This is a genomic window from Streptomyces prunicolor NBRC 13075 (genome assembly GCF_000367365.1).
Taxonomy (GTDB): domain Bacteria; phylum Actinomycetota; class Actinomycetes; order Streptomycetales; family Streptomycetaceae; genus Streptomyces; species Streptomyces prunicolor.
In genome coordinates this window covers 117,742-139,984 of record NZ_BARF01000031.1, presented here as the reverse complement: position 1 = coordinate 139,984, position 22,243 = coordinate 117,742, and the positions used below count along the sequence as shown (strand labels likewise).

General features: G+C 70.6%; 20 protein-coding genes. 7 read left to right on the top strand and 13 right to left on the bottom strand.

Going from position 1 to position 22,243, the window contains the following annotated elements:
• Nucleotides 1-20: 20 nt before the first annotated feature.
• Nucleotides 21-614, bottom strand: a complete 594-nt coding sequence (locus SPR02S_RS14615; protein WP_019057718.1) for a TIGR03086 family metal-binding protein — start codon at nt 612-614, stop codon at nt 21-23.
• A gap of 110 nt (nt 615-724) precedes the next feature.
• On the opposite strand from SPR02S_RS14615, the gene SPR02S_RS14610 reads away from it, so the two are divergent.
• From SPR02S_RS14610 to SPR02S_RS14600, 3 genes are all read left to right on the top strand, one after another.
• Nucleotides 725-1,978 (top strand): FUSC family protein, encoded by a 1,254-nt coding sequence (locus SPR02S_RS14610; protein ID WP_019057717.1) that lies wholly within the window; start codon nt 725-727, stop codon nt 1,976-1,978.
• A gap of 43 nt (nt 1,979-2,021) precedes the next feature.
• Complete coding sequence (locus tag SPR02S_RS14605; RefSeq protein ID WP_019057716.1) at nt 2,022-3,065, top strand: hypothetical protein; 1,044 nt, start codon at nt 2,022-2,024, stop codon at nt 3,063-3,065.
• 148 nt (nt 3,066-3,213) lie between these two features.
• Complete coding sequence (locus SPR02S_RS14600) at nt 3,214-4,440, top strand: lactonase family protein (protein WP_019057715.1); 1,227 nt, start codon at nt 3,214-3,216, stop codon at nt 4,438-4,440.
• Here the strand turns inward: SPR02S_RS14600 and SPR02S_RS14595 are convergent.
• Both SPR02S_RS14595 and SPR02S_RS14590 read right to left on the bottom strand, forming a co-directional pair.
• Nucleotides 4,408-5,133 carry a DUF2470 domain-containing protein gene (locus SPR02S_RS14595; RefSeq protein WP_019057714.1) on the bottom strand — a complete coding sequence of 242 codons (726 nt, stop codon included), beginning with the start codon at nt 5,131-5,133 and terminating at the stop codon, nt 4,408-4,410. The genes SPR02S_RS14600 and SPR02S_RS14595 overlap by 33 nt on opposite strands.
• A gap of 112 nt (nt 5,134-5,245) precedes the next feature.
• Nucleotides 5,246-5,854: a TetR/AcrR family transcriptional regulator gene (locus SPR02S_RS14590; protein ID WP_019057713.1), complete on the bottom strand. Its 609-nt coding sequence runs from the start codon at nt 5,852-5,854 to the stop codon at nt 5,246-5,248.
• Nucleotides 5,855-5,962: 108 nt separating this feature from the next.
• On the opposite strand from SPR02S_RS14590, the gene SPR02S_RS14585 reads away from it, so the two are divergent.
• Nucleotides 5,963-7,495, top strand: coding sequence for a cytochrome P450 (locus SPR02S_RS14585; RefSeq protein WP_019057712.1), 1,533 nt, complete (start codon nt 5,963-5,965; stop codon nt 7,493-7,495).
• Here SPR02S_RS14585 and SPR02S_RS14580 read toward each other — a convergent pair.
• Nucleotides 7,457-8,287 (bottom strand): pentapeptide repeat-containing protein, encoded by an 831-nt coding sequence (locus tag SPR02S_RS14580; RefSeq protein ID WP_019057711.1) that lies wholly within the window; start codon nt 8,285-8,287, stop codon nt 7,457-7,459. The two genes, SPR02S_RS14585 and SPR02S_RS14580, sit on opposite strands and share 39 nt — an antisense overlap.
• Before the next feature lie 69 nt (nt 8,288-8,356).
• Here SPR02S_RS14580 and SPR02S_RS14575 point away from each other — a divergent pair, with 69 nt between their 5' ends.
• The 3 genes from SPR02S_RS14575 to SPR02S_RS14565 all read left to right on the top strand — a co-directional run bounded on the left by SPR02S_RS14575 (nt 8,357) and on the right by SPR02S_RS14565 (nt 12,308).
• Nucleotides 8,357-8,944: a TetR/AcrR family transcriptional regulator gene (locus SPR02S_RS14575; RefSeq protein ID WP_019057710.1), complete on the top strand. Its 588-nt coding sequence runs from the start codon at nt 8,357-8,359 to the stop codon at nt 8,942-8,944.
• The gene (locus tag SPR02S_RS14570) at nt 8,944-10,095 is read left to right on the top strand and encodes a serine hydrolase domain-containing protein (protein ID WP_019057709.1); all 1,152 of its coding nucleotides are present in this window, start codon (nt 8,944-8,946) and stop codon (nt 10,093-10,095) included. Before SPR02S_RS14575 ends, SPR02S_RS14570 begins: the two co-directional genes overlap by 1 nt.
• A 110-nt stretch (nt 10,096-10,205) precedes the next feature.
• On the top strand, nt 10,206-12,308 hold the full coding sequence (locus SPR02S_RS14565) for a phosphoinositide-specific phospholipase C-related protein (RefSeq protein ID WP_019057708.1): 2,103 nt from the start codon (nt 10,206-10,208) through the stop codon (nt 12,306-12,308).
• A gap of 102 nt (nt 12,309-12,410) precedes the next feature.
• On the opposite strand, the gene SPR02S_RS14560 is transcribed toward SPR02S_RS14565, so the two are convergent.
• The 9 genes from SPR02S_RS14560 to SPR02S_RS14520 all read right to left on the bottom strand — a co-directional run bounded on the left by SPR02S_RS14560 (nt 12,411) and on the right by SPR02S_RS14520 (nt 22,215).
• Nucleotides 12,411-13,040, bottom strand: coding sequence for an FxLYD domain-containing protein (locus tag SPR02S_RS14560; protein ID WP_019057707.1), 630 nt, complete (start codon nt 13,038-13,040; stop codon nt 12,411-12,413).
• 88 nt (nt 13,041-13,128) lie between these two features.
• A complete protein-coding gene (locus SPR02S_RS14555) occupies nt 13,129-14,433 on the bottom strand; it encodes an alpha/beta fold hydrolase (RefSeq protein WP_019057706.1) in 1,305 nt (434 codons plus the stop codon).
• A gap of 111 nt (nt 14,434-14,544) precedes the next feature.
• Nucleotides 14,545-15,570, bottom strand: coding sequence for a LacI family DNA-binding transcriptional regulator (locus tag SPR02S_RS14550; protein ID WP_019057705.1), 1,026 nt, complete (start codon nt 15,568-15,570; stop codon nt 14,545-14,547).
• A gap of 88 nt (nt 15,571-15,658) precedes the next feature.
• Nucleotides 15,659-17,071, bottom strand: a complete 1,413-nt coding sequence (locus tag SPR02S_RS14545) for a BNR repeat-containing protein (protein ID WP_026150537.1) — start codon at nt 17,069-17,071, stop codon at nt 15,659-15,661.
• A 19-nt stretch (nt 17,072-17,090) separates the two neighbouring features.
• Nucleotides 17,091-17,411 (bottom strand): L-rhamnose mutarotase, encoded by a 321-nt coding sequence (locus SPR02S_RS14540; RefSeq protein ID WP_026150536.1) that lies wholly within the window; start codon nt 17,409-17,411, stop codon nt 17,091-17,093.
• Between the two features lie 50 nt (nt 17,412-17,461).
• Entirely contained in the window at nt 17,462-18,544 is a 1,083-nt protein-coding gene (gene rhaS / locus SPR02S_RS14535) for a rhamnose ABC transporter substrate-binding protein (RefSeq protein WP_019057702.1), read from the bottom strand.
• Between the two features lie 102 nt (nt 18,545-18,646).
• The gene (locus tag SPR02S_RS14530) at nt 18,647-19,621 is read right to left on the bottom strand and encodes an ABC transporter permease (protein ID WP_019057701.1); all 975 of its coding nucleotides are present in this window, start codon (nt 19,619-19,621) and stop codon (nt 18,647-18,649) included.
• Nucleotides 19,614-20,654 (bottom strand): ABC transporter permease, encoded by a 1,041-nt coding sequence (locus SPR02S_RS14525; RefSeq protein WP_019057700.1) that lies wholly within the window; start codon nt 20,652-20,654, stop codon nt 19,614-19,616. Before SPR02S_RS14525 ends, SPR02S_RS14530 begins: the two co-directional genes overlap by 8 nt.
• 43 nt (nt 20,655-20,697) lie before the next feature.
• The gene (locus tag SPR02S_RS14520) at nt 20,698-22,215 is read right to left on the bottom strand and encodes a sugar ABC transporter ATP-binding protein (RefSeq protein WP_019057699.1); all 1,518 of its coding nucleotides are present in this window, start codon (nt 22,213-22,215) and stop codon (nt 20,698-20,700) included.
• Nucleotides 22,216-22,243: the final 28 nt, after the last annotated feature.

The window sequence follows — 22,243 nt, the reverse complement described above, 5'->3', positions numbered from 1 at the left end:
GTATCGGGGTGGGGTTTCCCTCAGGAGTCGGCGGGTGTCCAGTGCGGGTCGCGGCCGAGGAAGGCGAGGAGTGCCTCGGCCCGGTCGTACTCGTCCGTCACCTCCAGCGCGGGCGCGAACACCCGGTAGGAGTCCCGGAGTTGATCGACGAGCCGGTCCGCGGCCGGCCAGATCCCCTCGGCCAGGTCCACTCCCAGCGGCCGGTTCTGGCCGGTGGCCGCCGCGATGTCCCAGGCGTGCACGGCCGCGTCCATGGCGGCCGTGGCCGCGGCGATCGGGAGGGGCAGCGGGCCCAGCGGTGTCGGCACCTGGTCGGCGTCGGCGGGCAGGTGGGCGTAGCCGTCCGCCACCGCGCGGAGCACCTTGTCGAGCTCGGCGACCGGGTCCCCGTCCAGGGTGTCCGCGGGGTGGAAGGGGTCGGAGCCGGGCCGGTCGCCGGTGAGGACGAGGCCGTAGGCCTGCTGGTCGATGCGCGCGTGGTTGAGGACCTGCCGTACCGTCCACTCGGTGCACGGCGTCGGCGCCGCCCAGGCCGTCTCGGGCACGGCGGCGACCACCTCACGCAGATAGTCGTGCGAGCGGGTCAGTACCTCGATGCCCTGGATGTTCGTCATGAATGTTCCCCTTCGCTCCGTACGGTGATGCCAATCTAGGAGGCCTTGCGGACAGCTACGGTCCTCAACGACAACGTTCGGCGCACCCGTGAGGGGGGAATAGGCCAGGGATGCGAGATGTCCGTGAGTGGGCCGCGCCACTGGTGCGGTTCGTGGGACGGCACCGGGACCCGGTGGTCGTCCAGACGCTGCGGTCGGCGACCGCGGCGACGGTCGCGTACGTCGTCGCCCTGCGGCTGAGCCCCGAGCCCGCGCCGCTGACCGCCCCCCTGACCGCGCTCCTCGTCGTCCAGGTCACCCTCTACGCCACCCTCACCAACGGAATCCGCCGGGTGAACGCCGTGGTCGCCGGCGTCCTCGTCGCCATCGCCTTCAGCCTGCTGGTCGGCCTGACCTGGTGGAGCCTGGCCCTGCTGATCGTGGCCGCGCTCGTCGTCGGGCGGCTGGTCAAAGTTGATGAGTACGTGCCCGAGGTGGCCATCAGCGCGATGCTGGTCCTCGGGGTCACCACGGTCGGGAACACCGCCTGGGCGCGGGTGGTGGAGACACTGATCGGCGCGGTCGTCGGACTCGGCTGCAATCTGCTGCTCGCTCCCCCGGTATGGGTGGACGAGGCCGGCGAGTCGATCGAGGGCCTGGCCCGTCGGCTGCGGCGGCTGATGCGGCGCATGGGCGAGGAGGCGGCGGGCCGCACACCCGTCGACCACGCCACCGCGCGGCTGCACGAGGCACGGCGGCTCGACCACGACATCATCGAAGTGGACGCGGCCCTCCGGCAGGCCGAGGACAGCCTGCGGCTCAATCCACGCGTGCGCGAGGGGCTGCTGCACCGGATCGTGCTGCGGACCGGCCTGGACACGCTGGAGATCTGCACGGTCGTGCTCCGCGTTCTCGCGCGCACCTTCACCGACCTGGCGAAACAGCGCGACCCCGAGCCGTTGTTCGCGCCGCCCACCGGCGCGGCCGTAGAACAACTGCTGTCCGAGATCGGGGACGCCGTGGTCAGTTTCGCGGTGCTGGTGACCACCGACGTGACGGTAAGCGCCGAGTCCGCGGAGTCCCGGCTCACCGCCGAACTGCACACGGCCGCCGCGACCCGCGACAAGCTGGCCCAGCTACTCCTGGAGGAGGTGCAGCGCGACGCCGCCCAGTGGCAGCTGCTGGGTGCCATGCTGACCGAGGTCAACCGCATGCTGGACGAGCTGGACACCGAGCACCGCTCGCGCCGACTGCTGGAGGAACTGGACCGGTGTACCAGCGAACAGCGCAAACGCCTGCCGTGGCTGGCCTGGCTGCGGGAGCGGGTGGGCGTGCCGGAACGGCTGCGCAGGAACCGGGGCGGGGGCACCGATCGTTCTAGGTGACGAAGTCACCGGGACCCTCGGCGACCGAACAAGGGGCGGGCGCATGACCGACAGCACCGTACGGATCGACGGGAACACCTTGCGGCTGCCCGGTGGGGTGGCGGTGCGGTTCGTCCGCACCCTGCGCCTGCCCGAGACGGGTACGCATCCGTTGCCGCCGGGGCTCGGCGACTTCCCGGTCCGGCGGGTCGCGGACTTCCCGGACACGGTGCCGGAGGCGTGGCGGGCGCGGGGCGGGGTGATGCTGCCGGTGTATCTGCGCGAGGCGATGTGGCTGAGGTTCGGGGGCACGCGGGAACCGGCCGCCCTTCAGATCGGGGTGGGCAAGGTGTGCGCGGTCTCGGGGAAGCCGTGGAGCGACCGGCTGTCCCGGAGCCCGCAGAACTACGTGGTGCTGCCCCGCCAGCCGTGGCTCGACGGCATCAACTCCGGCAGGGGGACGGTCCGTCAGTTCGTGGCGGTCCCGCTCGGCCTCGGTGCCACGGTCGAGGGGCAGGTCACGGGCGAGGAGGTGTGGGGCGGCGTACAACTGCAGTCCTTCCCGCTCGGCGAACGGGAGTTGGCCACGTGGCGCGAGGCGGAGCGACGCCGGTCGCAGCAGTCACGCGCGCGTACGACGGCCCTGCCGACCGGCGGCTACGGCATGCCCGCCATGCCGATGATGTCCGCGCCCGGCGCTCCCCCGGCACCGAGCCCCCGGGCCGCCACCGCCATGGGGCTCGGCGTCGGCGGTTCGATGCACCAGGAGGTCTACGAGGACGACCGCCCGCTGAAGTCATGGGCCGAGGAGCCCGCCGGGCGGGTCTTCGTGCACCTGGTGACACCCCCGGAGTGGCGCCGCATCACCGGCGAGGCCCCGCCGCCGTCGCCGGTGGACCGCGCCGCGTACACCCGGGCGGGGCTCCCCTGGTTCGACTACTACGACCAGGACGCCGAGGATCTCGCCCCCACCGACACCCTGGGCGCGGTGCAGCCGGTCGGCGACTGGCTCGGCGACGACCACGAACCCTGGCAGGAGCCCACCGCCGACCAGGTGCAACCCCTCAAGGACGCGAAGGGCAAGCCGGTGGAGGACGGCGACTGGTAGACCGCTCACCGGACAGCCGACCGGTACGTCACTCGCCCGCCACCCATTGCACCCTCCGCAACGCACGTTGCCGGTCTTGCGCTCAACGGGCCCCGCACGCCAAGGTTGCCGTGACGACCGTGGCGAGCGACGACCTGAGGGTGTGGGCATGACGAGTGGTGCGGAGGCGTCACGCGAGGGCTGGAGCAGGCGCCGTTTCATCGGCGCCCTGGGAGGAACCGCGGCGGTGATCGCGGTCCCGGCACCGGCTTCAGCACCGGCCGACCCCGAATCCACTCCTACGGCGGACTCGGCGCCCGCGAAGGCACCGGCCCCCAGCGCACACGGCAAGGGAAAGGCCACCGGCCCCCGCCCCCTCTACCTCGGCACCTACACCTCGGTCGACGGCGGCGGCACGGGCATCGGCCTGGCCACCTACGACGCGTCGACCGGGCAGATCACCGGCGCGGGCACCCTCACCGGGGTCGCCGACCCGTCGTACCTCGCCGTGCACCCCGACGGCCGCACGCTGTACGCGGTCGACGAGCAGACGGCGGGCGCGGTGACCGCCGTACGCCTGGCGGACCGCAAGATCCTCGGTTCGCGGAGCACCGGCGGCGCGGGCCCCTGCCATCTGTCCGTGCACCCCACCGGACGCTGGCTGCTCAGCGCGAACTACACGTTGGGCAGCGTGGCCGTGCACCCCATCGACGCCTCGGGCGCGCTCGGCGCACGCACCGCGCTGGCCAAGCACTCCAGTCCGCAGCCGGGCCCCGGCCAGGACGGCCCGCACGCGCACCAGTTCGTGACCAGTCCCGACGGCGGCCATGTCCTCGCCGTCGACCTGGGCAGCGACACGGTCTACACCTACCGCCTGGACACCACGAAGGGCACGCTCACCGAGGTCTCCCAGGCGCACACCCGCGCGGGTGCGGGCCCGCGCAGCCTCACGTTCCACCCCGGCGGCCGGTACGCCTACCTGGCCAACGAGGTCGACGACACGATCGCGGTCTGCGCCTACGACCCGGCCACGGGCGCCCTCTCGATCGGCGCCCCGCAGTCCAGCGGCAGCACGGGCAGTACCACCAACTACCCGGCGCAGATCCTGGTGACGTCGAACGGTGCGTACGCCTATCTCGCCAACCGCGGTGACAACTCCCTTGCCCGGTACGCCGTCGAGGCGGACGGCGCCCGGCTCAGGCTGCTCGGCACGGTGCCGGTGAGCGGTGACTTCCCGCGGCAGATCGCGCTCTCGCCGGACGGGACGCTGCTGTTCACCGCGAACCAGAAGTCGAGCACGGTCAGCGTGTTCCACGTGGACGACAACACAGGTCAACTCACGCTCGCGGGCGAGCCGTTCGCGTCACCGGTCGCCGTCTGTGCGCTGCCGCTGTAGGGGGCGCGGGCAGGACGCGGCGCTGGCCTGGGTGAGCAGCACATGCATGCGCTCGGTGAGGTGGGTGACCGAATCGGCGGGCGCGTGAAACGGCAGTCGTACGTCGCCGTGGGCGCGGGCGCGCTCGATGCGCAGCGTCAGTCCGTGCCGGTCGACGGCGAGGGGCTGGACGCGGACCGCGCCGTGCAGGCTGTCGGGTTCGACGAGCCGGGTGAGCCGCTCGATCGCGTCGGAGTGGCAGTCGGCGAGGTGGGTCAGCAGTTGGGCCTCGGCCAGGGCCAGCGGGTCGGGTTCGGCGGCGGCGAACTCGTCGAGGTCGATGACGACCGCGCCGGTCGCCGGGCGCAGCACCACGCGCGTTGCCCGGAAGGCGAGTTGGTCGTCCTCGGGGACGAACCAGCCGGCCATCCACAGCCGGGCCCGGATACGGTTGCGCACGGGGACGGGTGCGACGTCCGCGAACTCCAGGACGGCGGACGGCTCTCCGCGGGGCGCGCAGATCGCGGCCGCCAACAGGGCGCTGTCCTCGGGCACTTGAAGGAGCACCCGACCGTCGTCGTCCACGCTGTGCGCACCGACGAACTCCTCGCGACCGCCCTCCGCGGTCACCGCGCAGGACCATGCGGCGGCGAGCACCGAGCGGGCTCGCTCGGCCGCGGCAGGCACGGCCGTCCACGTCTGGCTGTCACCCATCCCTGAACCTCCTTAGGTAAGCCTTGCCTAACCTATCGAAGATCGGGGCGCACGCCAACCACGCCACGCAATCTCTACAGAAGTCGTTCGGGGCGAGCGCTACGGGAGTCGTTCAGGGCGCCAAGACGCCCAACAGCGCCCGCGCGCACAGATCGCGCACCTGTTCCCGGCTCAACTCCGGCCCCCGCAGCCACTCCAGACAGACGGCGGTGGTGAAGGCCAGCCAGCCGCGCACCGCGAGCTTCGTGTCGGGCCGCTCCCCCACGGCCGGCCCGAACTCGGGATCCGCCGCGAGCGCGGCCAGGATCTGCCGCTCCTGTGCCGCCAACGCCCGCTGATAGACCCGCCGTACGGTCTGATCGCCCGCCGCGTCGGCACGGTGGAAGGCGCGGTAGCCGTGCGCGTGGGTGTGCACGTATTCCAGATAGGTGTCGAGGGCGACGGCGAGTTGCTCGCGGGCCGGTACACCCGGTACGGCCGCCGTCAGCTGCAGCATCCGCTCGCTCTCGCGCTCGACGACGGCCGCGAAGAAGTCCCGTTTGGTCGGGAAGTAGTGGTAGAGCAGCCCGCGGGAGACTCCGGCGATCTCGGCGACCTGCTCGATCCACACGTCGTCGTAGGGATCCTCCGAGAACAACCGCGCGCCCACCGTGAGGAGTTGCTCCCGGCGCTCCTCGGTGCTGAGCCGGCGGCGCGTGCGCTCACCCTGGTTCGCGGCCATTCCCGCACTTTACTTGACGTCGGTTCAACAGCGGGATCACACTGAAACCCGTTATTGAACCCACGTACAACAGGCTCAACCTGCCGCAGACTCAAGGGAGATCGCGTCATGGCGGAGACGACGACGGTGACGCCGACCGCGCTGCCGAAGGGATTCCGGGGCGCCGAGCAGGGCTGGCCCCACCTCGACCGCATCCCGCATCCCCCGCGCCGGGTCCCGCTGCTCGGTGACGTCCTGGGCGCCGACCGCCGCACTCCCCTCCAGGACACGCTCCGCTACGCCCGCCAACTGGGCCCGATCTTCCGTCGGCGGGCCTTCGGCAAGGAGTTCGTGTTCGTGTGGGGCACCGATCTGGTCGCCGACATGGCGGACGAGTCACGGTTCGCCAAGCATGTCGGTCTGGGGGTGGCGAACCTGCGGCCGGTCGCCGGGGACGGACTGTTCACGGCGTACAACCACGAGCCCAACTGGCAGTTGGCGCACGACGTCCTGGCCCCCGGCTTCAGCCGCGAGGCGATGGCGGGCTACCACCCGATGATGCTGTCCGTGGCCGGGCGCCTCACGGACCGCTGGGACCGCGAGCTGGCGGCCGGACGGTCGGTGGACGTCCCCGGCGACATGACCAAGCTGACCCTGGAGACGATCTCGCGCACCGGCTTCGGCCATGACTTCGGCTCCTTCGAACGCGACCGCCCGCACCCCTTCGTGACGGCGATGGTGGGCACGCTCAGCTACGCACAGCGCCTCAACTCCGTACCGTCGCCGCTGGCCCCGCTCCTGCTGCGCACCGCAACTCGCCGCAACGAAGCGGACATCGCCTATCTCAACCGCACGGTCGACGAGATGGTGCGGACCCGCCGCGAGGCGAGCGGGAGCGGCGACGGCGACCTGCTCGACCGGATGCTCGACACCACCCACGCGGAGACCGGCGAGCGCCTCTCCCCCGAGAACGTCCGCCGCCAGGTCATCACCTTCCTGGTCGCCGGCCACGAGACGACCTCGGGCTCCCTCTCCTTCGCCCTGCACTACCTCGCCCGTCACCCGGAGATCGCGGCCCGCGCCCGCGCCGAGGTGGACCAGGTCTGGGGCGACACCGAGACCCCCGGCTACGACCAGGTCGCCAAGCTGCGCTACGTCCGCCGGGTGCTCGACGAGTCGCTACGGCTGTGGCCGACGGCCCCGGCGTACGCCCGCGAGGCCACCCGGGACACCGAGCTGACCGGGGTCCACCCGATGCGGCGGGGCGCCTGGGCGCTGATCCTGACGCCGATGCTGCACCGCGACCCCGAGGTGTGGGGCGCGGACGCCGAGGAGTTCGACCCGGACCGCTTCGAGGCCAAGGCCGTACGTTCCCGCGCCCCGCACACCTTCAAGCCGTTCGGGACCGGGGCGCGGGCCTGCATCGGCCGCCAATTCGCCCTGCACGAGGCGACGTTGGTCCTGGGTCTGCTACTGCGACGCTACGAGTTGCGCCCCGACCCGGCGTACCGGCTGCGCGTGACCGAACGCCTGACGCTGATGCCGGAGGGCCTGCGCCTGCACCTCGACCGCCGCACGGCAACAGCGACCCCCGCACCGGTCACGGTCCCCGACGAGGTGAGGTCAGAGCCCCGCTGTCCAGTGCACAGGACGGACGACTGACTCCGGCAACCTGGCCCCGGCGCTCCCCCGGGCCGCGTTGACCTGCGGCTGGGTGAGGAAGAACGCGCCGGTGAGGTCCGCGTCCGTGAGATCGGCGTCCCGCAGGTCGGCACCGATCAGATCCGCACCGCGCAGGTCGGCGCCGGTGAGATCGGCGGCGATGAGGCAGGCGCCGCGCAGGTTGGCCCGGCTCAGATCGGCGCCCTTCAGCCGGGCACCCATGAGGTCGGCACCGCGTCGCTCCTTCTTCTTGCCGCGCACTCCGGCCCGCACCAACTCGCTGGCCCGCAGCAGCAGGTCGTCGACCTCCTGCCGGTGCGCGCCCACGTCGAGCGCGCCGAGCTCCGCGGGCGTGCCGTGCGTGAGGTCCTCGGTGCGGGCGAGGGCGCGGCGCAGGTCGGGGTGAATCGGCCCGGCGGCGGGCAGGGTGAGCGCCTCGGTCAGGTGGCGGAGCAGTTCGTGGAGCTGCCGTACGACGGGGAAGACCTCGAACATCCGGCGCGCCTGCTCCCGGGGAGCCGTACGCCAGTCCTGTCCGGCGAAGGTGACCTGCGAGACCTGCTGCCCGGCGCCGAAACAGTCGTAGACGGTGCAGCCGGCGAAGCCCTTCGGCCGGAGCTTCGCGTGGATTCCGCAGCGGTGATCGCCCTGGAGGTTCGGGCACGGTGTCCCGGCGGCCTTGTCGCTCGCGAAGTCGGCCGAGACGGCGAAGGGCAACGCCACACAGCACAGCCCGAAGCAGCGCGCGCAGTCGCCGCGGAGGTCGGAGCGGGTCGCTATGTGATCTTCCATGGTGATCAGCTTACTGACCTGCCCGCACCACCATGGACTCACATCGAACCGATCGGTACCATCTCCTCCATGCCTGTACCCAAAGGAACGGCCCTGGACCCCGACCGCACCCGCGCCACCCTCCTCGCCTCCGCGACCGGGATCCTCTACGAACGGGGGCTGGACGGCGTCGGCGTGGCCGAGCTGTGCCGGGCGGTCGGCGCCTCCAAGGAGACGCTGTACCGCCACTTCGGCTCGAAGGACGGCCTGGTCGAGGCGGTCCTGGAGGCCAGAAGCGACCGGGTGGTGCACTGGCTGACGGAGGCGGTGGAGGCGGCGGGCCCCGACCCGCACGCCCAACTCACCGCACTCTTCGATGTGTTGGGCGACTGGTACCGACAGCCCGGTTTCCGGGGCTGCGCGATCGTCAACGCGGCGACGCAGCGGCACGCGCCGCCCGCCCGCACACTGGCGGACCGTCATCTGGCCCGCTACGGCGAACTGCTCACCGGCATCGCCGAACGCGCCGGCGCCCGCGAACCGGCCCTCCTGGGACGGCAGTTGCTGATCCTGTTGGAGGGCGCCACCGTCGTGGCCGACCACCACGACCCGCACGGCCGGGCCGCCGAGGACGCCAAGCAGGCGGCTCTCGCCCTGTTGTCGGCGCAGGGGGCGTGATGGACGTCCAGGGCCGCACGGCGCCCGGCTTCGAGAAGGTCGCGGAGGTCTTCGCCGCAAACTTCGCGCGGTACGGGGAAGTTGGCGCCGCCTTCGCCGCGTACCGGGACGGCGAACCCGTCGTGGACCTGTGGGCCGGGGTGACCGACCCCGGAACAGGGCGACCGTGGCAGGCGGACACGCTCCAACTCGTCTTCTCCGGAGCCAAGGGCCTGACGAGCGCGTGCGTGTTGCTGCTGGTCGAGCGTGGCCTGCTGGAACTGGATGCCCCGGCCGCCCGCTACTGGCCGGAGTTCGCCGCGGCCGGCAAGGAGCGGATCACGGTCGCCGAGATCCTGTCCCATCAGGCGCGGCTGCCGGGCGTGCAACAGCCCGTCGACACAGAGGAGTTGCTGAACCCGGAGCACATGGCGGCACTCCTCGCGGCACAGGCCCCGACGACCGATCCGCGGGCCGCGTTCGTGTACCACGCGCTGACGTGGGGCTGGCTGACCGGGGAACTGGTACGCCGGGTGGACGGACGGACCGTGGGCGCCCTGTTCGCCGACGAGTTCGCGGGCCCGCTCGGCCTGGACATCTGGCTGGGGCTGCCGGACACGGAGCACCACCGGGTCGCGACGACGATCGCGGGGCCGGGTGTGCTGCGGCCGAAGGACGAGGACGAGGAGAGGGACGCCTTGCAGGTCCTGACCCGCAATCCCCTGCTGACTCCCGACGCACCCGCCTTGTGGAACTCTGCCACCTTCCGCCGCGCCCAACTCCCCGCCGTGGGCGCACATGTGACGGCCCGTTCGATGGCCCGCTTCTACACCTGCCTCGCCCGGGGCGGCGAGTTGGACGGTGTCCGGGTGCTCGACGAGGCGACCGTACGGCTCGGGCGGCGGGAGCTGCGGCGGGGTGTCTCGCCGTTGTGGGGCACCCCGATGGCGTACGGCGCCGGTTTCGAACTCCGTACGGAGCTGGGCCTGTTCGGCCCGCCACCCGACGCCTTCGGCCATGCCGGCGCGGGAGGCTCACGGCACGGTGCCTGGCCCGGCGAGCGGGTCGGATTCTCGTACACGATGAACCTGACCCGGGCGGAGTTCCCGGACCGACGGCCGTTGGACCTGCTGGCCTCGTTGCACGAAGCCACGCTCGCTTTCCCGAGGTGATCCGCCAGACGCTCCTCGTTCGTACCGTCCCCGTTGCGGAGTCCGGGTCCCTACGCGGGCCTCGCGTGTCCGTTTGCGGGGCGGGTGGGGTGGGACGACGATGGTGAGTCATGGACCCGCTCGGCGTCCCGTCCCGCAGGCTGCCGCATGTCGCGGCCCTGGTGCTGGTTGTCCTCGCCGCGGCGGTGCTCACCCTCGCGGCCACGGCCCGCTCGACCGTGGTCTCACCGGGTTTCTACCGGTCCGTACTGGACGAGCAGAAGGCCTACGACCGGCTGTACAACCAGGTGCTGGTCGATCCGAAGGCAGCACCGGTCACCCGGGGGCTGCTGGCCCGGCTGCCCGTGCCGGAGGCGCAGGTCACCTCCAACCTCAAGCTGGTGCTGCCGCCGGAGACGGTCCGGGATCTCACCCAGCAGCAGATCGACGCCGTGGTGGGTTACCTGGGCGGCAAGCGCGACTCGTTGGACCTCACGGTCGATCTGCGGCCGGTGCTGGCCCACCTCGACGACCTGGCCCAGATCTACTTCGGCGATCTCGTCGCCTCCGTCCAGGACCGGCCCGAGCCCGACTTCGAGCGCTTCTCGGCCGACCTGTCCGCCGCCCTGGGTGCCGTCGTCGCGGGGCATGCACCCGGCGGGCTGCCCGTGGCGGAACGGGACGCCCTGCGTCCGGCGGTCGAGACGGCGCTGCGGGACGGGGACGTCGCGACCGCGCTCGCGACCGTCGCCCCCGCACTCGCGTCGGACCGGACCCGTACGGCCGCCGCTCAGCTGCGGGCGACCGTCGGCGGCGGCACCTGGAATCTCACGGACACCCTCGCCGCGTCCGGCAACGACCTGACACCCCTCCACCGTGCCCGCGCCTACACCGCCGTCGGGCTCGGGCTCGCGGAGGCCCTCGCCTCGGCGCTTCTCGTGGTCGCGCTGGTGGTGCTGTGGGTCGGCGGAGGCTCGACGCCTCCAGGTCGCCGGCTTCTCCCCCTGGGCTGGTCGCTCGCGGCCGGTGGGGTACTGGCCGCGCTCGTCGCCCTCCTGTTCCGGCTGGTCAGCGGCGGACGAGTGATCGATCCGCCGGGTTCCTGGCCGCCGAGCCTGGCCCGGCTGGTCGACGATGTGCAGCGCACGGCCCTGGACCGGCTCACGGCCACCGCCCTGACGACGGCCCTGGTGCCCGTGCTGGCCGGCGCCCTCCTGACCGGCGTGGGCTGGGCCCTCCAAGCTCGACCGCGCGTCCCCGCGCTCCCGCGCCTCCGGTGGCTGGCCCTGGCCACGGGCGGCGCCGCCGTCACCGGCATCCTGCTGGTGCCGTACGCCGTCGCACCCGCCGCGTCCCGCACCTGCGAGGGCGGTGCGGAACTGTGCGACCGGTCCTACGACGAGGTCGCCTACCTCACCTCGCACAACGCGATGTCGACGTCTGTCGACCGGTTCATCGGCCCGCTCCAGGACCCGGGTATCTCGGCCCAGTTGGACGACGGGGTACGTGCCCTTCAGATCGACACCTACCGGTGGGAACGGCCGGACGAGATCACCCAGCGGCTCGCCGAGTCCGACTTCACCCCGGAACAGCGGAAGTTCATCGCCGCGGCCGTGGACAGGTTCAACCCGCCGCGTGCGGGGCTGTGGTTGTGCCACTCCGTGTGCCGGGCGGGGGCGATCGCGCTGGTGCCCGCGCTGCGCGAGATCGGTGACTGGATGCGTGCCCATCCGACCGAGGTCGTCACCCTGATCGTGCAGGACGCGATCAGCGGCGAGGACACCGAACAGGCCTTCGCGCAGGCCGGGTTGACCGACCTGGTCCACACCCCCGACCCCGATCCCGCGAAGCCGTGGCCGACCCTGGGGGACATGGTCGACAGCGGGCGTCGACTCGTCGTCTTCGCCGAGCGGGCCGACGGCCCGGCGCCCTGGTACCGGAACTTCTACGACTACGGGATGGAGACCCCGTTCGCGTTCCGCACCCCGGACGCGATGAGCTGCGTACCGCATCGTGGTGGCAGCGACAAACGCCTGTTCCTGCTCAACCACTTCATCACCATCGACGGCGGCAGCCGCCTGGACGCGGGCAAGGTCAACGCCCGCCAGTACGTGCTCGACCGCGTCCACCGCTGCGAGCGGGAACGCGGTCGGCCGGTGAACTTCGTCGCCGCCGACTACACGACGATCGGAGACGCGGGGGCAGCCGTGGACGAGCTCAACTCCCAGCGCTAGACGCTCCGCTGGAAGCTCAGTCGTGAATCCGCGGGCCGGTGGGGGGCTCGCCGCGCAGTTCCCCGCGCCCCTAAAGGGCGCAACGCTCAGGTCGGCAGTTTCTCAATAGCGTTGCGCCTTCGCCAGCTTCGGGGTCAGTACCGGCTCCGGTGGCTTGGTGCTGATGGCGACCGGCTGGGCCTTCGCGCCGGGGGCGAGGTCCTCGGCGCCGACGTAGCGGGTCTCCACCACCTTCCCCGCGGAGTCGAGGAAGTCGACCTGGACGGCGTAGGACGCCTTCTTGTCGGTCTTGTTGGTGATGGTGACGAGGACGGCGAGCAGGCCGCTGGTCTGGGCGCGCGGTTTGCCGGTCATGGCGACGTCCGACATCGCGTTGCCCTGGCCCTTGACGTCCTTGAGCTCGTTCTGGGCGTCCTTGCTCGCGCGGGCCACCTCGGCCGACACCGATGCCTCGAAGGAGGACGCCGCGGCCGATGCGGAGGACGCGGCGGCCGAGGCTGCGGCGCGGGCCGACTCGACCGCCGAGGACGCGGCCGACTTCAGGGCCGACGGTGTCATGCCCGAGAAAGAGGCGGTGGGCGGCGTCGCAGCCTGCGAGTTGCTGCTGCCGCCGCTGTCGTTGTCGTCGCCGCAGGACACCAGCGCGACCGTGCTCGCCGCGACGACGGCGAGGACCAGGGCCGCCGGGCGCCCCCGGCGGAGCGACTTGCTGTTCAGTGGCTTGGTATTCATCGAAATGAACCTTATGCCGGACATTTCGACAGTGCATGTCCTCGACGGCCACCCGGTGGAGCCCGCACCCAGCCGCAGAGCCCCTGCCTTACGCCTCGTCCCGCGTCAGAGCGAGCAGCCGGTCCAGGACGCGTGGGCCGCCGGCCCGTACCCCGTCGTGCTCGAACTCGTCGGTGACCCAGGTGCGCAGGCCGCGGATGGCGCGGGCGGTCTGGAGGGAGTGGGTCGCGTCGACGTACATGTCGTCGTGGTAGACGGCCGCGGCGACCGGGACCTCGTTGGCGGCGAGGCGCGCGGGGTCGTAGAGGGGCTGCCAGTCGGCGTGGGCGGCGAGGAGTTCGGCCGTGTCACGGAGCGGGCGCAGGGCGGGGTCGCAGTCGAACATCCAGGGGTGGATGGTCTCGCCGGTGAAGAGGAGGGGGCTGTCGCCCGCGAGGGTCTTGGCGGCGTCGAACTGCGGGAACTCGCCGCGGACGCGCTCCGCCGACCAGGCGGTGGGGCGGGTGTCCTGGGCGTAGCACGCCTCGTGGACGAGGGCGTAGAGGGGGTGCCCGGCGTAGGACAGGGAGTTCTGGACCTCTTCCTGGAACGCGTCGGAGAGTTCGTGGCCGCTCGGGGTGCGGACGAAGGCGTTCTCCAGGAGGAAGTGGAGGCGGTGGCTGCCGTCGCTGCCGCCGAGCATGATGCCGAGGGACTGGAAGGCCTCGACGGTGAGCCGGTAGCCGTTGGGGAGGACCGGCTCGTGCCGCATCAGGTGTTCGGCGATGCGGCGGGCGCGTTCCACGTCCTGCGGGTAGCGGTCGTAGTGGGCGGCGACCTTGCGTTCGATGCGCGGGTAGGCGGCGCGGTAGACGTCGTCGGCGTGCGCGTCGAGGGCCGGGAGGCCGCCGGTGAGGACGGCGGCGCGCAGGCCTTCGGGGGCGGTGGACAGGTAGTTCACCGTGCAGAAACCGCCGAAGCTCTGGCCCAGGACGGTCCAGGGGGCGCCGCCGGTGAGGGCCGGGCGGATCGTCTCGCAGTCCCGGACGATCGAGTCGGCGCGGAAGTGCGTGAGGTGCTCGGCCTGCTCGGCGGGGCCGCCGCGCAGCGGGAGCGTCTGCCGGGTGAGCGGGGTGGAGTGGCCGGTGCCGCGCTGGTCCAGGAGGAGGACGCGGTACTCGTCGAGGGCGCGGCCGAGCCAGGCCTGTCTTCCGACGAAACGATTCGCCCCGAATCCGGGTCCGCCCTGGAGGTAGAGCAGCCACGGCAGGTCCTCGCGGTGCGCCTTGTCGCTCGCGACGGCCTCACGGGCGTAGAGCTCGATGGTCTCGCCCGTGGGGTCCTCGTGGTCGAGGGGCACGGTGAAGTGGCGGTCGGTGAGGACGACGCCGGGCTGGCGATAGCTGTCGGACAACGGGGCTCCTGGGACGGACGATTTACGGGCCGCGTCACATCTCAGCACATGCGCGTCCGATATCCGACCCCCTGGATCATGAAATCCTGCCGATCGCTACTGACCGACGGGTCAGCGGGCGGCCAGGCTGGAGCGGCGCACCACCAGTTCCGGCTGGAGCACGACCCGCCGGTGCTCGTGCGGTCGGGCCGCGGTCTCCGCCTCCGTCTCCTCCAGGAGCAGCTCGGCGGCCAACGCGCCCATGGTGACGGCCGGTTGGCGGACCGAGGTGAGCGGGACGGCCGCCGCCGCGGCGAACTCGATGTCGTCGTAGCCGACGATCGCGAGGTCGTCGGGGACACCGACCCCGGCCGCGTACATGGCCTGGAGGACGCCAAGCGCGAGGAGGTCGTTCGCGCAGAAGACCGCCGTGGGACGGTCGGCGAGGCCGAGCAGCCGGGCGCCGGCATCACGCCCCGACGCCACGTCGAGCCGGTCGGTGGGCAGCTCGCGCAGCGCGTCCGGGTCGAGACCGGCCTCCGCGAGCGCGTTCTTCGCGCCGGTACGGCGGTCCCGCACCTGGTTGAAGCCGGGCGGGCCACTGACGTACGCGATCGAGCGGTGCCCGGCGTCGATCAGGTGCCGCACGGCGAGCGCGCCGCCTGCGACGTCGTCGACGGAGACCGAGCACTCGGTGGTGCCCTCGGCGACCCGGTCGACGAGCACGAAGGGGATGCCGTGCCGGCGGAACGACTCGATGTTGCGTCCGGTCGCGTCCGCCGGGGTCAACAGCACGCCCCGCACCCGCTGTTCGGCGAAGAGCGAGAGGTAGTCGGCCTCCTCGACGGGGCTCTGCGCGCTGTTGCAGACCATCACGCCGAGCCCGGATTCCCGCGCGGCCCGCTCGGCGCCGCGGGCCACGTCCACGAAGAACGGGTTGCCCATGTCGAGGACGAGCAGCCCCATGATCCGGCTGCGCCCGGCGCGCAGCTGACGCGCCGACTCGCTGCGGACATAGCCGAGCCGGTCGATCGCGGACTGCACCCGGGCCCGGGTCTCCGTGGCGACGGTGTCCGGGCGGTTGATGACGTTCGAGACCGTGCCGACGGAGACTCCGGCGGCGCGGGCGACGTCCTTGATACCCACCGGCTGGGCCATCAGGCGGAGACCTCCAGGGTGACGTGGGACGGCGGGCAGGTCTTCACATTACCGCCATGACCTGTGCCGACTCCTGCGGCGGTGCCGCTCACGCGGGCAGGGCGAAGTCGACGACGTGGAGTGCCGAGGGGGTCGTACCGCTCGACTTCTCCTGGTACATGACCGACAGCACGTTGTCCGCCTTGACCCGCAGCTCGTCGATGACGACCTCGCCGAACGCGTTCAGGTCGCTCCCGTCGTACAGCAGCGCCCAGTCGGTGTACCCGGAGGCCTTCGACGCGCCCGCGATACGGCCGTAGGGCAGCACCGCGTAGGCGTTGTCGTACTTGTCCAGGACCAGCTTGGTGCGCTGGCTGGAGTTGAGGGCGATCGGGATCTCGGTCTTCTGCCAGGTCCCGGCAGCGTTCTTGCGGACGTGGAAGGCGCGGCCGTTGGCGGTGCGGTCGGTGACGTAGTTGGTGGTGCACTGGCCGAAGCGGCCGGGGACGTAGCTGATGATCGCGTGCGGGAGGCCGGTGGAGTCGGTGGACTGGCTCTCCTGGTTCATCAGAGAGTGGTCGGGGTCGAGCGGGTCGACGACCAGTCCGGCGTCCGTGACGGCCACGGTGTTCGAACTACCCGTTGTTCCTACGGCGGTTCCCGCGTCGTTGCGCCAACTGCGGCCCCGGTCGGTCGAGTAGACGTATCCGGTGTCGTGGTTGGTGATGCCGCCGCTGTTGCACATCACGGCGGCGGACTGCTCGCGCCAGGTGAAGAAGGCATGCAGGCGGCCGTTGACGTCGTAGTCGATGCCGTGCAGGTACATGTTGCGGGCGGTGCTGGAGCCGTGCGCGCTGGTGTAGGTGCCGGTCGAGGCGCTCCACTCCCCCAGCGCGGTCCAGCTCGAACCGTCGTACTCGGCAAGGGCGTTGCGGCCGTTGCCGGAGATCCCGACGCGGTAGCTGAGCTGGAGCTTGCCCTCGGGGGTGGCGAGGAACTGGGGGTAGGTGAACTGGGTGGTGAGGGCGACGCCGTCCAGCGAGGTCTGTACGGCGCCGAAGACCGCCGAAGTCCAGGCGGTGGACGCCGGGTTGTCGAGGAGGCCGGCGACGGACTTGACGTAGAAGAAGCCGTCGCTGTGGGAGTCCATGTTGAGGTGAAGGCGGCCGTCGACACGGGAAACGCCCATGGAGATGACGTTGTGGGAGTCGTCGCTCTTCAGGGTGTGGGAGAGGGTGATCGTGGACCAGGTGGTCGCACCCAGGACGCGGCGGGCGACGACGGCGCGCTTGGTGGACGTGTACCAGACCGCGTACTGGTAGCCCTTGTAGGTCAACAGGCCGTTCTTCTGGAACGAGTTGTTGTTGACCAGGCCGTCGTACGAGACGAAGTAGACGGCCTGGGCGTCGAGTTGGGTGGTGCTCTTCTTGGTGACGGACGGGCCGGGGTCGGCCGCCCGTGCGATGCCCGGCGTTGCCACGGCCGCAAGTATGGCGGTCGTGAGCACGGCGCGTCTTCTCATGAGCGGCTCCTGTGGGGGATCACGCGAGGTGGAAGACCTCGGTGAGGGGTTTCATCGCTTCGTCGGGACGGGCGCCGTCCAGGGACTCGAAGAACGGCGCCATCTCCGCCTGCCAGCGGGAGTTGATGTCGGTGGCTTCCATGCCGGCCTGGGCGGCGGCGAAGTCCTCGGTCTCCAAGTAGCCGACCAGCAGGCCGTCTTCACGCAGGAAGAGCGAGTAGTTCTGCCAGCCGGTGGCCGAGAGGGCGTCGAGCATCTCGGGCCACACGGCGGCGTGCCGCTCGCGGTACTCGTCGAGGCGGTCCGCCCGGACCTTGAGCAGGAAACACACGCGTTGCATCAACACCCCTTAGGGAAAAGGGACTTCGGGACCTTCTTGAATTTCGGGGACTAGAAGTTGAACTGGTCGATGTTCTTCAGGTTGAACACGGTCGGCTTGCCCAGGCTGATCACGCCGTCCTTGCCGATGGTGTACGACGTCCCGCCGGCCTTGAAGGTCTCGCCCTCCTTGCCGGTGATCTGCCCCGACACGAGCGCCACCGCCGTCTGCGCGGCGAGGGCGCCGAGCTTCGCCGGGTCCCACAGCTCGAAGCCGTCGACGGTGCCGTTCTTGACGTACTTGCGCATGTCGTTCGGGGTGCCGAGGCCGGTCAGCTTGACCTTGCCCTTGTACTTGGAGCCGGACAGGTACTGGGCGGCGGCCTTGATGCCGACGGTGGTCGGGGAGATGATCCCCTTCAGGTTCGGGTGCTCCTGGAGGAGACCCTGGGTCTGCTGGAAGGACTGCTGGGCGTCGTCGTTGCCGTAGGCGACCTTGACCAGCTTGATGTTCTTGTACTTGGGGTCCTTCAGCTCGTCCTTCATGAAGCCGATCCAGGTGTTCTGGTTCGTCGCGGTCTGCGCGGCGGACAGGATCGCGATCTCGCCCTTGTAGCCGATCTGTTGGGCGAGCAACTGCACCTGGGTACGGCCGAGGTCCTCGGCGCTGGCCTGCGAGACGAAGGCGTTGCGGCAGTCGGGGTTGGTGTCGGAGTCGTAGGTGACGACCTTGATCTTGTTGCTCATCGCCTGCTTGAGCGCGGTGCACAGGGCGCCCGGGTCCTGCGCGGACACGGCGATCGCGTTCACCTGCTGCTGGGTGAGCGTGTTGACGTAACTCACCTGACCGGAGGTGTCGGTGGCGTTGGTCGTGCCAACTTCCTTGTACTTCTCGCCCAGTTCGGTGAGCGCCTTCTCGCCGCCCTTGTCGGACGTGGTGAAGTACGGGTTGTTGACCGCCTTGGGCAGGAAGGCGACGGTGAGCCCCTTCTTCAGGGCGGCATTCGGGTCCGCCTTGCCTCCGGTGACGGCCGACCCGGTGTTCTCGTCCTTCACGTCCTTCTTGGTGGTACCACCGCAAGCGGTAGCGACGAGCGTGAGAGAGGTGACGGCAACGAGGGCCGCGCAGGCACGACGGAGGGATGTTTTGCGCATGGCAGGGGTTCCTTAGATACGAGGTTGAGTGAAGCGCGCCCCAGAGGGGCGCGGGGAACGGCGCGACCAGCCACATCAGGCCCGCAGCCGCCAACCGACCAATTAGGTGGATCGTGCCGCGGCCCGAGAGACAGCGACTTGCCGAGCAACCCGAGGCCCAAGTACCGAGACCACGAGCAGAACACCGGTGACAACGATCTGAGACTGCGCGGAAACATTCACCAGGCTCATCACGTTCTGCAAAGCCCCGAGCAGAAAGACACCGGCGACCGCACCTCCCAACGTCCCCTTCCCGCCGTCGAAGTCGATACCGCCGAGCAACACCGCAGCTACGACGGACAGTTCAAGCCCCGTGGCATTGTCATAGCGCGCACTGGCGTAGTGCAGCGCCCAGAAGACCCCGGTCAGCGAGGCCATCAACCCCGTCACCGTGAACAGGATCAGCTTCTGCCGCCGCACCCGAATACCGGCGAACCGCGCAGCCTCCACATTCGCCCCGATCGCGAACAACGACCGCCCGAACGGCGTGGCGTGCAGCAGGACGACAGCAATCGCAAGCAACACGAGGAAGGGCAGGAAAGCCTGCGGCAGGAACGTCCCCCCGAGCCGCCCGGACGCGAAGTCCAGGTACTGCGTGGGGAAATCGGTCACCGCGTCGGAGCCGAGCACGATCTGCGCGATCCCCCGATACGCGGCGAGCGTGCCGATCGTGACGGCGAGCGACGGCAGCCCCAGCCGGGTCACCAACAGCCCATTGATCAACCCGCAGACCACGCCCAGCAGCAGGCAGATCGGGATGATCGTCTCGATGGTCATGCCGTCGTTCCACAGCTTGCCCATCACCGCGCCCGACAGCCCCGCCGTGGACGCGACCGACAGATCGATCTCGCCGGCGACGACAAGGAGGGTCATCGGCAGGGCGATCAGCGCGATGGGAAGGGTGTTGCCGATCAGGAACGACAGGTTCAGCGAGTTGCCGAAGCCGTCCACGAAGGAGAAGGAGAACAGCAGCAGGACGATGAGCAGGGCGCCGACGACCGTGTCCCAGCGGATCGCACGCGTCAACGACTCAGGCATGGCGGGCGTTCCTCTTCTTCAGTGCGGTGGCCACACGCAGGGCGACGATCCGGTCGACGGCGATGGCGAGGATGAGCAGGATGCCGTTGATGGCGAGCACCCAGACGGAACTGACGCCGAGGGCGGGCAGCACACTGTTGATGGAGGTCAGCAGGAGTGCGCCGAGAGCCGCGCCGTAGACGCTGCCGGAGCCCCCGGTGAAGACCACACCACCGACAACTACCGCGCTGACGACGGTGAGTTCATAGCCGGTGCCGGTGCCGGAGTCGACGTTGCCGAAGCGGGCGAGGTACATCGCGCCGGCGAGGCCGGCGAGGCCGCCGCAGAAGGTGTACGCGGCGAGGATCCGCTTGCGGACGGGGATACCGGCGAGCCGGGCGGCCTCGGGGTTCGAGCCGAGCGCGTACAACTCCCGGCCGCTGCCGAAGTGTTTGAGGTAGTAGGCGGTGGCGATCAGTACGGCGAGCGCGATCATCGCCAACCAGGGCACGGCCGACAGGCCACCGGAGCCGAAGTCCACGAATCCGCCCGGGAGATCGGCGGCGGTGATCTGCCGTGAGCCGACCCAGATAGAGTCGACGCCCCGGATGATGTAGAGCGTGCCGAGGGTGACGACCAGCGCGGGCACCTGCCCCAGACTGACCAACAGCCCGTTGACGAGGCCGAGTCCGATGCCGAGCAGCACCGCCAGCAGAATCGCGATGACAGCGTTGCCACCGCCCTGGAGGTAGTTGCCGGTGGCGAACGCGGTGATGCCGAGCGTGGAGCCGACGGACAGGTCGACGTTGCGGGTGATGACGACCAGCGACTGCCCGGTGGCGACCAGCACCAGGATGGTCGCGTTGAGGAGCAGGTCCTTGATGCCCTGCTCAGACAGGAACTCGCTGTTGCCCGCCTGAGTGATGCCGATCATCACCAAGAAGACGACTAGGATGGCGAGTTCACGCATCTTGAAGACCCGGTCGACCAGCCGCGTGCTGCTCGACTCGGGCACTTCGGCGGCGGGCGCGGGATTGGGAGCCGTAACCGTCATGCGGCGGCCCTCCCGGAAGCTGCGGTCGACATGAAGGACCTGTTCATGCGGCGGCCCTCCCGGTGGCTGCGGCCATCACGGTTTCCTCGGTGGCTTCGGAGCGGGGGATCTCGGCGGTGAGGCGGCCCTCGTGCATCACCAGCACGCGGTCGGCCATGCCGAGGATCTCGGGCAGATCGGAGGAGATCATCAGGACGGCGACCCCGTCGGCGGCCAACTCGCTGAGCAGCCGGTGCACTTCGGCCTTGGTCCCGACATCGATGCCACGGGTCGGCTCGTCGACGATCAGCACCTTCGGGCCGGTGGCGAGCCACTTGGCGAGGACGACCTTCTGCTGGTTGCCGCCGGACAGGGTGTTGACGGTGTCGGCGATCCGCGCGTACTTGACGTGCAGCTTCACCGCCCAGTCGAGGGAACGGCTGCGCTCGGCGCCCCGGTCGACGAGGCCGGCCTTCACGGTCGTACGCAGGCCGGTCAGGCCGATGTTCCGCTCGATGGACATGTCCATCACCAGGCCCTGGGCGCGCCGGTCCTCGGGGACCAGGGCGAGGCCCGCGGCCATCGCGGTCGAAGGGGCGCCGTTCGTCAGCGACCTGCCGTCGACCTCGACCCCGCCGGCGTCCCAGCGGTCGATGCCGAAGACGGCCCGCGCGACTTCGGTACGACCCGCGCCGACGAGCCCGGCGAGACCGACGATCTCTCCGCGCCGTACGTCGAAGGACACGTCGGTGAAGACGCCCTCGCGGGTCAACCGCTTGACGCTCAGGGCGACTTCACCGGGTTCGACGTCCTGCTTGGGGTACAGCTCGTCAAGGTCGCGGCCGACCATGCGGCGTACGAGATCGTCCTCGGTCATCCCGTCGATGGGCTCGCTGGAGATCAGGGCGCCGTCGCGCAGGGTGGTGACGCGTTGGCAGATCTGGAAGATCTCCTCCAGGCGGTGCGAGATGAACAGGACGGCGGCGCCCTGTTCGCGCAGGGTGCGGACGACGCCGAAGAGGCGGGCCACCTCGCTGCCGGTGAGGGCGGCCGTCGGCTCGTCCATGATCAGCACGCGGGCGTCGAAGGAGAGCGCCTTGGCGATTTCGACGATCTGCTGATCGGCGATGGACAGTCCGCGCGCCGGGCGGTCGGGGTCGAGCTCGACCCCGAGCCGCTTCATCAGTTCGGCGGTCGCCGTGTACGTGGCCTTGTGGTCGATACGGCCAAGAGCGCGGCGGGGCTGGCGGCCCATGAAGATGTTCTCGGCGATCGACAGGTCGGGGAAGAGGGTCGGTTCCTGGTAGATCACGGCGATACCCGCGTCGCGGGCGTCACCGGGGCCGTGGAAGAGGACGGGCGCGCCGTCGAGCAGCACCTGACCGGCGTCGGGCCGGTGCACACCGGCGAGGGTCTTGATGAGAGTGGACTTGCCCGCGCCGTTCTCACCGGCGAGTGCGTGCACCTCACCGGGGAAGAGATCGAGGGACACGTCCCGCAGGGCGCGCACCGCGCCGAAGGACTTGGAGATGCCCTTGAGCGCGAGCACCGGGGCCGGACCCGCTTCTGACGGGTGGGTCATGAGGGGCTCCTCGACGACGCCGGCGGGT

Coding starts and splice junctions, on each gene's coding strand:
- SPR02S_RS14615 (WP_019057718.1), bottom strand. CDS start 614: ATGACGAACATCCAGGGCATCGAGGTACTGACCCGCTCGCACGACTAT.
- SPR02S_RS14610 (WP_019057717.1), top strand. CDS start 725: ATGCGAGATGTCCGTGAGTGGGCCGCGCCACTGGTGCGGTTCGTGGGA.
- SPR02S_RS14605 (WP_019057716.1), top strand. CDS start 2,022: ATGACCGACAGCACCGTACGGATCGACGGGAACACCTTGCGGCTGCCC.
- SPR02S_RS14600 (WP_019057715.1), top strand. CDS start 3,214: ATGACGAGTGGTGCGGAGGCGTCACGCGAGGGCTGGAGCAGGCGCCGT.
- SPR02S_RS14595 (WP_019057714.1), bottom strand. CDS start 5,133: ATGGGTGACAGCCAGACGTGGACGGCCGTGCCTGCCGCGGCCGAGCGA.
- SPR02S_RS14590 (WP_019057713.1), bottom strand. CDS start 5,854: ATGGCCGCGAACCAGGGTGAGCGCACGCGCCGCCGGCTCAGCACCGAG.
- SPR02S_RS14585 (WP_019057712.1), top strand. CDS start 5,963: ATGGCGGAGACGACGACGGTGACGCCGACCGCGCTGCCGAAGGGATTC.
- SPR02S_RS14580 (WP_019057711.1), bottom strand. CDS start 8,287: ATGGAAGATCACATAGCGACCCGCTCCGACCTCCGCGGCGACTGCGCG.
- SPR02S_RS14575 (WP_019057710.1), top strand. CDS start 8,357: ATGCCTGTACCCAAAGGAACGGCCCTGGACCCCGACCGCACCCGCGCC.
- SPR02S_RS14570 (WP_019057709.1), top strand. CDS start 8,944: ATGGACGTCCAGGGCCGCACGGCGCCCGGCTTCGAGAAGGTCGCGGAG.
- SPR02S_RS14565 (WP_019057708.1), top strand. CDS start 10,206: ATGGACCCGCTCGGCGTCCCGTCCCGCAGGCTGCCGCATGTCGCGGCC.
- SPR02S_RS14560 (WP_019057707.1), bottom strand. CDS start 13,040: ATGAATACCAAGCCACTGAACAGCAAGTCGCTCCGCCGGGGGCGCCCG.
- SPR02S_RS14550 (WP_019057705.1), bottom strand. CDS start 15,570: ATGGCCCAGCCGGTGGGTATCAAGGACGTCGCCCGCGCCGCCGGAGTC.
- SPR02S_RS14545 (WP_026150537.1), bottom strand. CDS start 17,071: ATGAGAAGACGCGCCGTGCTCACGACCGCCATACTTGCGGCCGTGGCA.
- SPR02S_RS14540 (WP_026150536.1), bottom strand. CDS start 17,411: ATGCAACGCGTGTGTTTCCTGCTCAAGGTCCGGGCGGACCGCCTCGAC.
- rhaS (WP_019057702.1), bottom strand. CDS start 18,544: ATGCGCAAAACATCCCTCCGTCGTGCCTGCGCGGCCCTCGTTGCCGTC.
- SPR02S_RS14530 (WP_019057701.1), bottom strand. CDS start 19,621: ATGCCTGAGTCGTTGACGCGTGCGATCCGCTGGGACACGGTCGTCGGC.
- SPR02S_RS14525 (WP_019057700.1), bottom strand. CDS start 20,654: ATGACGGTTACGGCTCCCAATCCCGCGCCCGCCGCCGAAGTGCCCGAG.
- SPR02S_RS14520 (WP_019057699.1), bottom strand. CDS start 22,215: ATGACCCACCCGTCAGAAGCGGGTCCGGCCCCGGTGCTCGCGCTCAAG.